At 68.2% G+C, this 12,488-nt stretch carries 16 protein-coding genes; 9 read left to right on the top strand and 7 right to left on the bottom strand.

What is annotated here, in order from left to right; translation table 11 throughout:
- Positions 1-9: 9 nt before the first annotated feature.
- Positions 10-348 (top strand): transposase, encoded by a 339-nt coding sequence (locus ACGFIB_RS13600; protein WP_393371571.1) that lies wholly within the window; start codon positions 10-12, stop codon positions 346-348.
- Here ACGFIB_RS13600 and ACGFIB_RS13595 read toward each other — a convergent pair.
- Entirely contained in the window at positions 302-1,390 is a 1,089-nt protein-coding gene (locus ACGFIB_RS13595; protein WP_393371568.1) for an IS110 family RNA-guided transposase, read from the bottom strand. The genes ACGFIB_RS13600 and ACGFIB_RS13595 overlap by 47 nt on opposite strands.
- Positions 1,391-1,643: 253 nt before the next feature.
- Between ACGFIB_RS13595 and ACGFIB_RS13590 the strand changes: the two genes are divergently transcribed.
- Together ACGFIB_RS13590 and ACGFIB_RS13585 are read left to right on the top strand one after the other, a co-directional pair.
- The gene (locus ACGFIB_RS13590) at positions 1,644-1,961 is read left to right on the top strand and encodes a hypothetical protein (RefSeq protein ID WP_393372829.1); all 318 of its coding nucleotides are present in this window, start codon (positions 1,644-1,646) and stop codon (positions 1,959-1,961) included.
- Positions 1,850-2,557 (top strand): IS3 family transposase, encoded by a 708-nt coding sequence (locus tag ACGFIB_RS13585; protein ID WP_393372766.1) that lies wholly within the window; start codon positions 1,850-1,852, stop codon positions 2,555-2,557. Before ACGFIB_RS13590 ends, ACGFIB_RS13585 begins: the two co-directional genes overlap by 112 nt.
- 237 nt (positions 2,558-2,794) lie before the next feature.
- On the opposite strand, the gene ACGFIB_RS13580 is transcribed toward ACGFIB_RS13585, so the two are convergent.
- The 3 genes from ACGFIB_RS13580 to ACGFIB_RS13570 all read right to left on the bottom strand — a co-directional run bounded on the left by ACGFIB_RS13580 (position 2,795) and on the right by ACGFIB_RS13570 (position 4,232).
- Positions 2,795-3,310 (bottom strand): hypothetical protein, encoded by a 516-nt coding sequence (locus tag ACGFIB_RS13580; protein ID WP_393371566.1) that lies wholly within the window; start codon positions 3,308-3,310, stop codon positions 2,795-2,797.
- Positions 3,311-3,564: 254 nt separating this feature from the next.
- On the bottom strand, positions 3,565-3,990 hold the full coding sequence (locus ACGFIB_RS13575; RefSeq protein ID WP_357251334.1) for a type II toxin-antitoxin system VapC family toxin: 426 nt from the start codon (positions 3,988-3,990) through the stop codon (positions 3,565-3,567).
- Entirely contained in the window at positions 3,987-4,232 is a 246-nt protein-coding gene (locus tag ACGFIB_RS13570) for a hypothetical protein (RefSeq protein WP_191055146.1), read from the bottom strand. The genes ACGFIB_RS13575 and ACGFIB_RS13570 overlap by 4 nt, the downstream gene beginning before the upstream one ends.
- Before the next feature lie 226 nt (positions 4,233-4,458).
- Here ACGFIB_RS13570 and ACGFIB_RS13565 point away from each other — a divergent pair, with 226 nt between their 5' ends.
- The 3 genes from ACGFIB_RS13565 (at position 4,459) to ACGFIB_RS13555 (ending at position 7,217) form a co-directional block, all read left to right on the top strand.
- The gene (locus ACGFIB_RS13565; protein ID WP_393371561.1) at positions 4,459-4,962 is read left to right on the top strand and encodes a Rossmann-fold NAD(P)-binding domain-containing protein; all 504 of its coding nucleotides are present in this window, start codon (positions 4,459-4,461) and stop codon (positions 4,960-4,962) included.
- Positions 4,963-5,019: 57 nt separating this feature from the next.
- Positions 5,020-6,618, top strand: coding sequence for a carboxylesterase/lipase family protein (locus ACGFIB_RS13560; RefSeq protein WP_393371558.1), 1,599 nt, complete (start codon positions 5,020-5,022; stop codon positions 6,616-6,618).
- 110 nt (positions 6,619-6,728) lie between these two features.
- On the top strand, positions 6,729-7,217 hold the full coding sequence (locus ACGFIB_RS13555) for a hypothetical protein (RefSeq protein ID WP_357251323.1): 489 nt from the start codon (positions 6,729-6,731) through the stop codon (positions 7,215-7,217).
- Positions 7,218-7,401: 184 nt separating this feature from the next.
- On the opposite strand, the gene ACGFIB_RS13550 is transcribed toward ACGFIB_RS13555, so the two are convergent.
- Together ACGFIB_RS13550 and ACGFIB_RS13545 are read right to left on the bottom strand one after the other, a co-directional pair.
- Complete coding sequence (locus ACGFIB_RS13550; protein ID WP_357251320.1) at positions 7,402-8,031, bottom strand: response regulator transcription factor; 630 nt, start codon at positions 8,029-8,031, stop codon at positions 7,402-7,404.
- Positions 8,032-8,036: 5 nt separating this feature from the next.
- The gene (locus ACGFIB_RS13545; protein WP_393371553.1) at positions 8,037-9,227 is read right to left on the bottom strand and encodes a sensor histidine kinase; all 1,191 of its coding nucleotides are present in this window, start codon (positions 9,225-9,227) and stop codon (positions 8,037-8,039) included.
- Positions 9,228-9,516: 289 nt separating this feature from the next.
- Between ACGFIB_RS13545 and ACGFIB_RS13540 the strand changes: the two genes are divergently transcribed.
- On the top strand, positions 9,517-10,617 hold the full coding sequence (locus ACGFIB_RS13540; RefSeq protein WP_393371550.1) for an acyltransferase family protein: 1,101 nt from the start codon (positions 9,517-9,519) through the stop codon (positions 10,615-10,617).
- 45 nt (positions 10,618-10,662) lie between these two features.
- On the opposite strand, the gene ACGFIB_RS13535 is transcribed toward ACGFIB_RS13540, so the two are convergent.
- Positions 10,663-11,568: a quinone oxidoreductase family protein gene (locus ACGFIB_RS13535; protein ID WP_357251312.1), complete on the bottom strand. Its 906-nt coding sequence runs from the start codon at positions 11,566-11,568 to the stop codon at positions 10,663-10,665.
- 170 nt (positions 11,569-11,738) lie between these two features.
- On the opposite strand from ACGFIB_RS13535, the gene ACGFIB_RS13530 reads away from it, so the two are divergent.
- Together ACGFIB_RS13530 and ACGFIB_RS13525 are read left to right on the top strand one after the other, a co-directional pair.
- Entirely contained in the window at positions 11,739-12,086 is a 348-nt protein-coding gene (locus tag ACGFIB_RS13530) for an ArsR/SmtB family transcription factor (RefSeq protein WP_142574353.1), read from the top strand.
- Between the two features lie 209 nt (positions 12,087-12,295).
- Positions 12,296-12,487 carry a hypothetical protein gene (locus ACGFIB_RS13525; RefSeq protein WP_142574352.1) on the top strand — a complete coding sequence of 64 codons (192 nt, stop codon included), beginning with the start codon at positions 12,296-12,298 and terminating at the stop codon, positions 12,485-12,487.
- The last annotated feature ends 1 nt before the right edge of the window (position 12,488 follow it).

Below are 12,488 nucleotides of genomic sequence, written 5' to 3'. Positions count from 1 at the left end.
GGGTTGGGCGTGGGAGAGACCAGACGTAGGTTCGATCCGGAGTTCCGGGCGGGTGCGGTGCGCATCGTCGGGGAGACGGGTAAATCCGTCGCTCAGGTCGCTAGGGACCTGGGGATCAACGCGGGAACGTTGGCCAACTGGGTGCAGATGGACCGGCTGGCCCGTGAGCAGGACACCGGTTCCGGTGGTGAGCTGGCCGAGTCTGAGCGTGAGGAACTGGCGCGTCTGCGCAGGCAGAGGGCCGAGTGGGCCAAGGAACGCGCCGAGCTGGAGATGGAGCGTGATGACGCCCCTATGTTTGTCAAGCCGCCGATGCCGAGGTCTGCGCTGGTGAGAGAGCTTCCCTGATGATCGGGAAGACCTCCCGGGCGACGTACCGTTTGAGGCAGCGGATGATCTCCTTCTTGGACTTGCCCTCGGCGGTACGCCGCTGCGCGTAGTCACGGGTGCGCTGATCGCGCCCCAGTCTGGTCAGCACAACGGTGTAGAGGGCGCTGTTGCTGCGCCGGTCACCGCCACGGTTGAGACGGTGTCGGGCCGTCTTTCCAGAGGACGCTTCGATCGGATTGACACCGCACAGCGCGGCGAAGGCGGCCTCGCTGTTCAGCCGCTCAGGGTTGTCACCTGCGGTGATAAGGAGACAAGCAGCGGTGTCCGGGCCGACTCCATGTCGTTCGAGCAGCCGTGGGGCGCAGCCGGTGATGATCTGTGTCAGGGCGCTCTCGTGGGTGCGGATCTCCTCGGTGAGCGCGAGAATCCGCAAGGCCAGGATGCGCAGGACGGCGATGGCCGCGTCCTCGATTCCGCCGAGGGAGCCGGGCTGGAATGCGGCGCACGTGCGCAGCAGCGCGGCCTGTCCGAGCTCCTTGAGCGAGTCGCGCAGACTCGGATCGGTTCGGGTGAGCACGGCCTTGAGCTGGTTCATGGTCTGGGTTCGTGCCTTGATCGCGGAGTCCTTGGCCATCTTGAACAGCCGGATCATCTCGACCACGCCGTCGCCGGTCTTGGCGATCGCCGTGGCCTCCCCGGCCAGGACCGCCCGCGCAGCGTTCTCGGCGTCAACGGCGTCGCTTTTGCCACGCCGGCGCCGTGCCGCCCGGTTGGGCCGGTTGACCTCGAGGACCTGGATCTCCTGGCCGCGCAGGTAGCGGTTGAGTGCCGCTCCGTGGGAACTGGTGCCCTCAACGCCGGCCCGGCGCAACCGGCCGTGTCCGCGGGCCCAGGTGAGCAGGGCGGTATACCCTGCCGCGGTCGTCGGGAACGACTCGGTGGCCACGAGCCTTCCAAGCGCGGTGACGACCGCCGCGACGTGGGTGTCGGCGTGGGTGTCCACCCCCAAGACGATCTCTTCATCATCGACGCGGGTGGTCTGGGCAACGGTGCGGGTCATGGTTCTCCTCACGAGCTCGGGGGTCACCGGCCGGGCGGAGGAGGTCAGGACTGTGACGATGCGCTCGCAAGGCCCCTATGGGGACACATCCCCGCCTGGTCGGCGGCATCGCCCAGGCCCAGGCGACAGGTCATCACGAAGGCACGGGGCCAGTCTCAAGCGGGGTCAGACCCGAGCGCTCCGGGCGGTGCTCCTTCAGTCTCACAGTCCTCAAGCGCTCGGTGGTCCTCTGGGTCAAGGAAGCGACGGGCCGGTGAGCGTGGCGGCCTTCATCGCTTCCCAGAAGACCGAGCATGACATCCCCCACGCGCTTGCCTGCCGGGCCTTGGGCGTCTCGCAGGCGTGGTTCTACAAGTGGCGCGGCCGGGCGCCGACCGCCCGCCAGCGACGGCAAGCCGATCTCGATGCGGCGATCGAGATCCGATTCGCCGCCTCGGCCGGCACCACGGATCTCCGCGCATCACGCGGGACCTGCACCAGGAAGGGTGGCGGGTATCGGTCAACACGGTGGCGGCGCGGATGGCCGAACTGGGCCTGGTCGCCCATGAGCGTCGCAAACCCCGAGGCCTGACCAGGGCCGGGAAACGGCAGGCCGCGCCGGATCTGGTGCGGCGGCAGTTCACCGCGGTCGCGCCGGACGTGCTGTGGTGCGGGGATGTCACTGAGATCCCCACTGGTGAGGGCAAGCTGTATCTGGCGACGGTGGAGGACCTGTTCTCCCGGCGGATGCTCGGCTACGCCATGTCCGCCCACCACGACGCCGCTTTGACCATCGCCGCGTTGCAGATGGCCGCCGCGACCAGGGGCGGCACCGTGGACGGGGTGATCTTTCACAGCGACCGCGGCAGCGAATACACCGCCGCCCGATTCCAGGCCGCCTGCCGGCACTGGGGTGTGGTGCAGTCCATGGGGAGGGTCGGCTGCGCCCTGGACAACGCCGCGGCCGAGTCGTTCAACTCCACCCTCAAAGTCGAGTTCGTCCACCGGCACCACTTCACCACCCGCGCCGAAGCCCGTGTGAAGGTCGCGACCTGGATCGCCGACTTCTACAACACCCGCCGCCGGCACAGCGCCGCGGAAGGGCTACCACCTATCGAGTACGAGCAACAAATCATGGCTACCCGAACGGCCGCCAGGGCGAGGGCCCAGGAGGCCATCGCCGCATAGAAACGTCTCCACGGTTTCAGGGGATTGCCAGTGGCGGTGATCGTACCCGTACGGTCGGCAAGCAGCGGGGAACCACGGGGACTCACGGTCACTCGACCCCCATCTGCCCAGGTCAGCGTTTTCCGAGCTCAGGCCGCATGGTGGTGAAAGACTTCCCAAGCTGACAGCGCGGGTTCGATTCCCGTCACCCGCTCCACTCTCCAGGGGCCGATAAGCCACACCAGTGACTCATGAGCACTAGGCACTGAGCCTCAGGCGCGCATACCGCTGATCAGGGTCTCCGAACTCCATGCCGTTCTCATCGAGAGCGTTGTAAATCGTCACTCGGCCGTGCGGGAAGAGGAATCCGACAGCCACCATCCCTTGGGCCATGTCCTCATCCATCCACGTCAGAAGCTCCACGGCCTGCAGCCTCTGCCCCTGCAATCTCGCCAGTGCGCCTGGCACACCCTCTCGCCATGCCAGCCGGAATCCCTCCCCGGCCCAATCGAGCGGCCGAGCCGGATCCACCGTGTTCCACGTGATCGAGATTTCATCGAACTTCTGGTGGACGATCTCGACCTGCTCGCCCTCGAAGTGCAACAAGACCAGACCATCGGAGAACCAGACATCCTTGTCGAGGTCCCACAGCAGCAGAGACCGCGTCAGCCTCCGTCCTTCCAGCATGGCCAGTCTCCGACCATGTGCGGCGGCGACTGCTGAACTCCCGCTCAGCCATGCGGGCCTGCATCCGCCGATCCCGAAGTCGAACATCTGACGATCATGCCGGGGGCCGGCGTGAGGACGTCAAGCCCATTACGAGCCTGCTGTGACACCGACAAGGGAGAGCCGGCGTCCGTGCCAGATGCGTACCAGAACGGACGGCGATCAGCGGTGAATCGCGGGGACTCACGGCCACTCGGCCAGCCCTGACCTGCACCCCTGTTTTCCCAGCTCAGCACGGCAAGATCAGTAGCCTATTCCCAAGCTGACAGCGCGGGTTCGATTCCCGTCACCCGCTCCAAGATCTAAGCGAGTACCTCCGGCAGGAGTCTGAACGCCGCCACGTGCCGCGGCCGGATCAGGCCGAAATCACGCCGGTCGATCGTCGCGATCTGGGTGATTCCTAGACGCTCGGCGATTGCGGCAACGGACACATCGGCAGGGTCGAGACGAGCATCTTTGTAAAGCCGGACGAGTTCGGCCATGCGCCGTACGTCAGCGGTAAGCAGATCGACCAGCTCGAACTCCTCGGTCACAAGATCGAGGAACCGCGCATGTACAGCAGGTCCCATATGCCTGTTGATCGTCCAACCAGCCTCGATCAAGATGGTCGAAGGAAGAAGCAACGGCCCTTCCAACTGCTCAAGGAGGCGTACGCACGAGGCATGATGCTTGTCATCTCGATCGACAACAGCGATCAGAGGCCCCGTGTCCAGGAGCGTAGCGGTCACACCGACCGATTGAACCGCTCCGCCAGCAGATCTTCGACCCGTTCCGACAGATCGCCCTCTCCGGATGCGCCGATCCCAGCGATAGACAGCCGACGACGCCGTACCGGCTCGGGCAGGTCCTCGTTCGCGGCCTCAGCGAGTTCCGGGTCTGTCCTGACCAATCGCAACAGCCGACCCGCCTGGTCCGGCGACAGCCGATCCACCAGGTGATGAAGCTCCTCATGCGCATGCCCAGCGCTCATGCTCCGAGTCTACGCTTGCGATCTCGCTAGTGTCAGGGGCACGGTGGCCGTGCCCGTTGCGTGCCCGTTCGGTTGGCGATCAGCGGGAAGCAAAAGGGACTCGCGGTGACTCGACCGCCATAGGCCCAGGTCAGCGTTTGCCCAGCTCAGACGCGGTGACCTTGAAAGACTTCCCCAGCTGACAGCGCGGGTTCGATTCCCGCCACCCGGCCGGAGCTGAGATGCGGTGGTGGACACCTCCGGGGAGCAGCCGAGCGACGTACTGCTCTCCGCCGGGCTCCTACGCGAGCGCGCCGGCCACTACACGTTCGTCTCCTCCATCCACGCGTTCTCGGACTGGGGTGAGCGCCCCATGAACGAGGACTCCCTCACGTGCCCCTGTCCTGCCGACACCCCGCCCGGCCAGCCCGCAGACAACCACTTGAAGGCCGGGTGCGAACGCGCGGTGCTGGAGCGGTTCGGCGCGGACCGCTCGCTGATCCTCAACTGCGGCCTGCTCGTCGGCCCGTACGAGAACGTGGGCCGCCTGCTGCGGTGGCTGGACCGGATGGCGCGGGGCGGCAAAGTGCTGGCCCCCGGCGACCCGGACCGCGCCTTCCAGATGGTCAACGCGCGCGACTTCGCCGCCGGCCGCACCCCCCGCGCGCATGCAGGTGATCAGGAAGGCCCTGCGGAAGATCGTGCGCGCTCTCGGAGCCGTCCCTTGTTTCGCATACGACAGGAGACGTAGTCGCGGGACCGCCGACGAGACGACGCGGAACAACCCGGAAGCCGAAAGTCTGGCCGCATGCGTAGAAAGCCGCTGTTGCTTGTCCTCGCCGCCGTCCTGATGGTCCCGCTGGGCGGAGGCGTGGCCCACGCACGGGCGGCAGGCGATCAGGATCCGGCTCTCGTGCGAACCGCCCAGGGCGCCGTGCACGGTCTTCCCGGCTCCGACCACCGGACGTTCTCTGGGATCCCATACGCGGCGCCGCCGACCGGCGATCGGCGGTGGCGGGCGCCGGGCCCCGCGCCGACGTGGGCAGGCGTGCGCGACGCCACCAAACCCGGCAGTCCCTGCCCCCAGCTTGACGGAGGCGGCCCCGATCGGCCACCGCAGCCGCTCGGCGATGAGGACTGCCTGTTCCTCAACGTCACCACGCCTGCCTCCCGGCCGGCCGAGCGGCTTCCCGTCATGGTCTGGATCCACGGCGGCGGGTTCGTGGCGGGCGCGGGCAGCGAGTACGACCTGAGCCGGATGGCCACCCAGGGAAAGGTCGTCACGGTGACACTCAACTACCGGCTGGGAGCCCTGGGCTACCTGGACCATCCGGCCATGAGCGACCCGTACGAGGGCAACTACGCGCTCGCCGACCAGCAGGCGGCACTGCGCTGGGTGCGGCGCAACATCGCGGCCTTCGGCGGCGATCCCGCCAACGTGACGATCTTCGGCCAATCGGCGGGCGGTTTCAGCGTGTGCGCCCATCTGGCAGCGCCTGGATCGCGCGGCCTGTTCCAGAAGGCGATCGTGGAGAGCGGCCCCTGCGGCAACGCCTTCGTCACCCGGGCGGCGGCGCGGGCGCGGGCCACGAAGATCGCCGCCGACCTCGGGTGCGTCACCCGGACTGCGACGTGCCTGCGGGCCAAGCCCGTGGCCGAACTGCTCCCCATCGGCTCCGATCAGGTCTTCACCGCGACCGCCCGCATCGGTGACATGCCCTGGATCTTCACGGCGGGCACGCCTGCGCTGCCGACGCAGCCGCTGGAGGCGTTGCGCCGCGGCCTGGCCGCGCCGGTCCCCCTCCTCCAGGGGGCTACCCATGACGAGATGCGGCCTTTCGTGGCGGTGCAGTTCGACGCGCAGGGCCGACCCGTGACGGCACAGCAGTATCCGGAGATTCTCACCGACCTCTTCGGGGACGACGCCGACGCCGTGCTCGATCGTTATCCGGTCGCCGGATTCCCCACACCGAGCCTCGCACTGGCCACCGTGCTGACCGACTGGGGCGCGAAACTGGGCGCCTGCTCGCAGCTTCCGGCGGACGACGCGGCGGCCTGGCGTGCCCCCGTCTATGCCTTCGAGTTCGCCGAGAGCTCGGGGCAGGAGATCGTCGGCCTCCCGCTCGGAGCCGGGCACGCGGCCGAGCTGCCGTACCTCATGGAGGGCCCTAACCCGCCTCTGGCGCTCTCTCCCGCACAGGAGAGGCTGTCGCGCGACATGATCGCTTACTGGACGCGTTTCGCCGCGACCGGCGATCCCAACCTGCCGGGGCTACCCCACTGGGCGGCCTACCACTCCGGCGGTACGGTCCTCTCGCTCGCGTCCGGTCCGCAAGGTGTGCATCCGGTGAACTTCGTGAGCAGTCACCAGTGCGCCTTCTGGCGCCACCCGCAGCACGCGTCGTAACCGACCAGGAAGGGACCTCCAGTGAACAGCACCGCCGACCCCCGGTTCCCAGAGCGGGCGGGAGGACGGCCGGCAGGCAGCCTGAGCCCCACGGCCGGCCCAGGATGCGGTTGTCACCGCCTTGGCGCAAGGCCCTGCGGATCGTGCATGTGGTCGCCTCGCTGGGACTGCTGGGTGCCGACGCCGCCGTACTCGCTCTGGCCGTCGCGGGGTGGCAGGGGTCGAACCCGCTGACCGTCTATCCGGCCGGATACATGCTCGGCGAGTTCCTCGTCCTGCCCCTGGCGCTGCTCGCCCTCTCCACCGGCGTCGTCTTGGGAATGCTCACCCCGTGGGGGCTGCTGCGCTACTGGTGGGTACTCATCTCGCTGGTCCTCACCGCGGGCGGCACGCTGCTGGCCGTGTTCGTTCTCGTGCCCACGCTCTCCGCGGCCGCCGGTGTGGCACTGGCCGGAGGAGTTCCCTCAGACGCGTACGGGCTGGTCAAGGACTCCGGGGGAGCTTCCGGGGTGCTGCTCGTGACCATCCTGCTCAGCTACTACAAGCCCCTCGGCCGGACGATGCCATCGTCCTGGCGCCGCGGCGGGCCGGAGCGGTGAGAACCTACCGTGGTTGCTTGTCCACAAGTCGACCGACAGACCTCAGGCACCGGGACCGCTGACGGTCGACATTTCAGCGAGCAGGCCCGAACTGGACCTCAGTTCCGTCTCTGTTGCGGCGGTGAATCGCGGGGACTCACCGTCGCTCGGCCGGCCCTGACCTGCACCGCCGTAGCCCGGCGACTCAATCGACCAGGCGGTGTTCCCACGCCCAGGCCGCGATCTCCACCCGGTTGCGGGCGCCCAGCTTCATATGCACGCTGCCCAGATGCGTCTTGACGGTGCCGACGGCGATGAACAGGTGCTCGGCGATTTCCGCGTTGGTCAGGCCTCGGGCGATCAACTTCACCACGTCGAGTTCCCGCGGCGACAGGCCCGCGTCGTCGTGCGCCCGGGCCGGGGGACTGAGGTGCTTCAGTAGCCGCACCGTGATCGAAGGGCTGATCATCGCATCGCCCGACACCGCCGCCCGGACCGCCTCCACCAGCAGTGCCGGCCCCGAGTCCTTGAGCAGGAACCCGCACGCGCCGGTGCTCAGTGCCGTGTGCACGTATTCGTCGAGATCGAAGGTGGTCACCACGACCACTTTGATCGGGTCGGCGACACCCTTGCCCGCCAGCAGCCGGAGCGCCTCCAGGCCGTCCATCCGGGGCATCCGGATGTCCAGCAGCACCACATCGGGCCGGAGCCGCCGGGCCAGGTCGACCGCGGCCACGCCGTCCGCCGCCTCGCCCACCACTTCCATGTCCGGCTGACTGTCGATGATCATGCTGAAGCCGGTCCGGACCATTGCCTGATCGTCGGCGATCACCACTCGAATCACCGCGCCGCCTCAGGATCGAGCGGCAGCGCCGCGTCGACCACCCAGCCACCGACGGCACCCGGCCCGGCGGAGAACCGTCCGCCGAGGGCATGGACCCGCTCGGTAAGGCCCATGAGACCGTACCGGTGCTGTCGCCGGGGCCCGGCGGCGCGCGGGGTGGCGCCATCGTCTGTCACCCGGACGAAGAGCGACTCCGGGTCGCGGAAGATCTGCACATCGACTGATCGGGCGCCTGCCGCGTGCCTGCGGGTATTCGTCAACGCCTCCATCACCACCCGGTAGGCCGTGGTGGAGACCTCGACGGGGATCCCGTCCAGATCCCCGTCAACGTGCAGGTGGGCCACCGGCGCACCTGAACCGTTGAAGCCCGCCAGCAACGGGTTGAGCTCCGTCAGCCCGGCCAGCGGCGTCAACGGCGCGTCCGGTGCGGCGTGCGGGTCGCGCAGCACGCCCACCATCCGCCGCATCGAGTTCATCGTCTCCGCGCCGGCCTGCTCGATCTGTTCCAGGGCGAGGATCACCCGCTGCGGATCCTGTTCGGCGATGAACCGCGCGCCCTGCGCCTGAACCACGATTCCCGTGACGTGGTGGGCGATGAAGTCATGCAGTTCCCGGGCGAACTCGGCGCGCTGCTCGGCCCGCATCGTGACGAGAACCTGCTCCCGCCCACGGTCCAGGAACCGCAGGTAGGCCCCACCCGCGGTCGCGCCGGCCACGCCGAGGGCGACGAGGAGGGCGGCTATGACGTACGTGTCGTCGGCGGCACCGCGCAACGGCAGCAGGATGCCGGCCAGCCCGAGGGCCAGAACCGCGGCGACCGACGACCTGGGCGCCCCCCGGCGCGCCACCACGTAAATGCTCGCGAGCAGGCCGCAGGTCTCGGCGAGACCCCACACGCCCGTCAGGCCGAACCCGGCGGTCAGCGTGGCGACGGTGACGGCGATCGACGCGGCGGCGAGCAGCAGAGCCAGCGACGGCAGGCGCCGGGAGTTCTGCGGGTGTTCGGGGAGCCAGACCCTCACGGTGGCCACGGCCAGCCCCACCCGTACCAGGGACAGCACAAGGCCATGTAGGGAGAGCTGGAGCATGCCGTAGCGGACGTCGATGATCCCGAGGATCGCCATCACGGTCAGCCCGGCCACCTGGCCCAGGCGTAACCACAAGCGTCGGATCTGCGGCGTCGTCATCGTGACCAGCGTAGTCAGAGTGCGGGATGCCGATATCGGCCGAAAGGCAGAGCCGGTGCCGGGCAGATCCCTGCCCTGGGGCCGATGCGCCGTCCCGGGCCCGGCAGCGAAGCTTCTCCAGAGCCGACAGCCGCCTTCGGGAGGCCCCCCGGTCCGCTCAGCGGAACCTCTCCCGCGCGCCCTGGCCCTGACAGGCCGCTGCCCCCCCTGAAGCAGGAAACCCGGCCGGAAACCGAATCAGCCGCCCGGGGCTCCGGCGCGCCCTTCCTCACGCTGACCAAGGAGAATCGTGACGACCGTTCGGATTCACGCCGGGAACGCCCCGACCGCGCCCGGCGCCGATGCGTCCCGGCAACGGGCACAGTGGGCGGACGTCGCCAAGGGCGCATGCATCATCCTCGTGGTGTTGTGGCACGTCATCGTCAAGGACTATCTGCAGATCAGCTGGCACGCCGGCTCTCCCGTCCCCAGTGCCTGGGGAACGCTGGGCGAGCAGTTCCTGCCGCTCCGGATGCCGCTGTTCTTCACCATCTCAGGGGTTTTCGCAGCAAACGCCGTAAATCGCCCGTGGCGGGTGCTGGGCAGATCCCGGGTCGCCAAATTCCTGTACTTGTACGCCGTCTGGCTGCTCATCCACACCGCGATCCTGGCCGCGGTCCCGGATTTCCCCACCGCCCACGGTGATTCCGTGCTCGGGCTGGTGGAACAGCTCACCATCACCCCCTCCAACCTCTGGTACCTGTACGCCCTCGCGCTCTATTTCGCGTTCGCGAAAGCCGTACGGCGGGCGCCGCGGCCGGTGATCCTCGCGGCGGCCGCGGCCCTGTCCGTCATCACGGCCGCCGGCGTGCTCGCCACCCCCGGCGACCGCGGCGGCGTCTACCAGAACCTGGTGTTCTTCCTCGGCGGTCTGTACTTCAAGCCGTACGTCGAACGGTGGGCGGCGACCGCCACGAACCGCCGCCTGGCCCTGACCCTCGTGGTGTACGCCGCGGCGCTGACGGTCATGGCCGTGACCGGCGGTCAGCGCTGGGTGGGGGTGTGGCCGGCGGTGTCCGTCGCGGCGGTGGCCTTCGGCGTCACCGCCGCTGAGCGAGTGAGCAGGTGGCGGCCGGTGGGTGACGCGCTCGCCGCCCTTGGACGACGAACGCTGCCGATCTACGTCATCCACATGCCCCTGCTCGCCCTGCTGCACGGGTTCCTCGTCGGTCCGATGTCCGGGCTGGGTGGCGACGGACAGGCGCTTACGGTGGCGGAGTATCCGATTCTGCTGACCGCCGTGGTGATCGGCCTGAGCCTGGCGATCCACCGCGGGCTGCTCGCAGTGCGCGCGACGTGGCTGTTCGAAGTTCCCCGACGGTGGCGACCGGCCGCACCGCGGCGGACCTGAGCGCGCGTCCACGCCCCGCAGGCAGCGACAGTGCCGCGAGATTTTCTATTCCGTGGAGGTCACTCGGGTCACGTACTTGCCGTTGCCGCGGCCGTCGGCGAGCAGCTGGTGCACGGCGGGCACGTCGGCGAGTGAGTCGACCTTGGTGACGGCAACGTCGAGCCGACCGGTCGCGATCATGTCCAGGACGCGGCGCAGGGCTGCGGCGACACGCTCGGGAGCGGAAGCACTCAGACTGCTGATGCTGAACCCGCCGATCGCGACGTTGCCACCGATGAGCTTGCCCGCGGGCGGAAGCGGAGCGGGCTGCCCTCCGCCGGCATTGCCGAACAGCACGATCCGTCCGCCGGGCGCCGTGACCGCCAGATCGACATCGAGCATGCTGGTGCCCAGCGGGTCCAGGACGACATCGACGCCGCCCCCTCCGGTGGCCGCACGTACCGCCTCGATCAGACCATCGCCACGAGCAATCACGACGTCGTAGCCGCTCTTCTGCGCCGAGGCGACCTTGTCAGGGCGACCGACGGTGCCGATGAGCAGTCCCCCGCCTATCGCGGGCACCAACTGCGCGAGAGCACTGCCCACACCACCGCTGGCCGAATGCACCAGCACATTGTCACCGGGGCCGAGCCTGGCGGAGTCGGTCAGCAGTAGCAAGGCGGTTGAGAACATCATCGGGGTGCCTGCTGCCGTGAGCAACGAGATCCGGTCTGGTATCGGTACGGTGAGCACCGCACGCGTGAGTGCGACCTCGGACAGGCCACCTCCTGGAGTGAACGCGGCCACCCGCTGTCCAACGGTGAGATCGCTGACGCCCGCGCCAACCTCGCGTACAGTGCCGGCTACCTCAAGTCCCGGAACATACGGCCAGGCAGGCACGTATCCAACGTCGCCGCGGCGCGCCATCACGTCGAGGAAGTTCACCCCTGCGTAGGCGACATCGATGGTCACCTCTCCTGGGCCCGGACGGGGTATGTCGATCTCTTGGATCTGTGTGCGGTCCGATCCCTGTGACGGTCCTGTCATCACCAAAGCGCGCATCCCGAACTCCTATTTCGACGTTCGTAGTACTACGAAAGTCCTATCACCCTGTACGATGTTTGTCGAAAGAGAGGTGCGAGATGCCCCGATCACACAGCCGTCGCGCGACGCTGATCCACCCGGACGTCGACGAGTTCGACGTGCTGGACGTGCTGCACGCCCTCGCCGACCCCACCCGCATGACCATCGTGCGGACCCTGCGCGCCGATCCCGAACGAGCCTGCGGCACCTTCCCGGTCGACGTCGCGCCTTCCACACTCACTCACCACTTCCGGGTGCTCCGAGAGGCCGGCATCATCCGCCAGCGCGAGGACGGCAACCGTCGCTGGACCGCACTTCGCTTTGAAGATCTCGAGGACCGCTTCCCAGGTCTCCTGGACACCATCGTCAGCGCGTACGGCCAGCAGACCGACTCAGTCACCACCTGACGCAAGAATCTGAGCCAGCCCAGGAGCTCACGAACGAAAGTGAAGCGCCCCGGCTTCGATTCGGCTCCCCCCGAGCGCGCCTGCTGCCGGTGCCTGCCAAGGACTCCAGTCTCAACTCCGCCCTCCGCGTACTGGCAACGTCGAGCTCCATCCCGCTCTCCATCCTTCGGTGGTGCCGCTCCACCCCACCCTCTCCCTACCTTCCAGGCATGGACAAACGCTTCGGACGGTCGGGCATCTGGCTCGACCTGTTGCACCGGCTCCTGGACGCCAACGGGGGAAAGATGAACGGCAAGCTCCTGCTCGCGATCGTGGTCGTGGCCCTGCTGGTGATCGCCGGCTTCGTGGCCTTCCGGGTTATCTTGGTGGACATGATTCTGACCTTGAAGGACTCGCGCTAGG

This window comes from Microbispora bryophytorum (assembly GCF_043197435.1).
Lineage (GTDB): Bacteria > Actinomycetota > Actinomycetes > Streptosporangiales > Streptosporangiaceae > Microbispora > Microbispora bryophytorum.
Note: the sequence above shows the minus strand (reverse complement) of the source record. Positions and strands in the feature narration are given on the sequence as shown.

Bases quoted from the DNA above. Each gene is read 5' to 3' on its own strand.
- ACGFIB_RS13595 (WP_393371568.1), bottom strand. From the start codon at position 1,390: ATGACCCGCACCGTTGCCCAGACCACCCGCGTCGATGATGAAGAGATC.
- ACGFIB_RS13580 (WP_393371566.1), bottom strand. From the start codon at position 3,310: ATGTTCGACTTCGGGATCGGCGGATGCAGGCCCGCATGGCTGAGCGGG.
- ACGFIB_RS13570 (WP_191055146.1), bottom strand. From the start codon at position 4,232: ATGAGCGCTGGGCATGCGCATGAGGAGCTTCATCACCTGGTGGATCGG.
- ACGFIB_RS13560 (WP_393371558.1), top strand. From the start codon at position 5,020: ATGCGTAGAAAGCCGCTGTTGCTTGTCCTCGCCGCCGTCCTGATGGTC.
- ACGFIB_RS13545 (WP_393371553.1), bottom strand. From the start codon at position 9,227: ATGACGACGCCGCAGATCCGACGCTTGTGGTTACGCCTGGGCCAGGTG.
- ACGFIB_RS13530 (WP_142574353.1), top strand. From the start codon at position 11,739: ATGCCCCGATCACACAGCCGTCGCGCGACGCTGATCCACCCGGACGTC.
- ACGFIB_RS13525 (WP_142574352.1), top strand. From the start codon at position 12,296: ATGGACAAACGCTTCGGACGGTCGGGCATCTGGCTCGACCTGTTGCAC.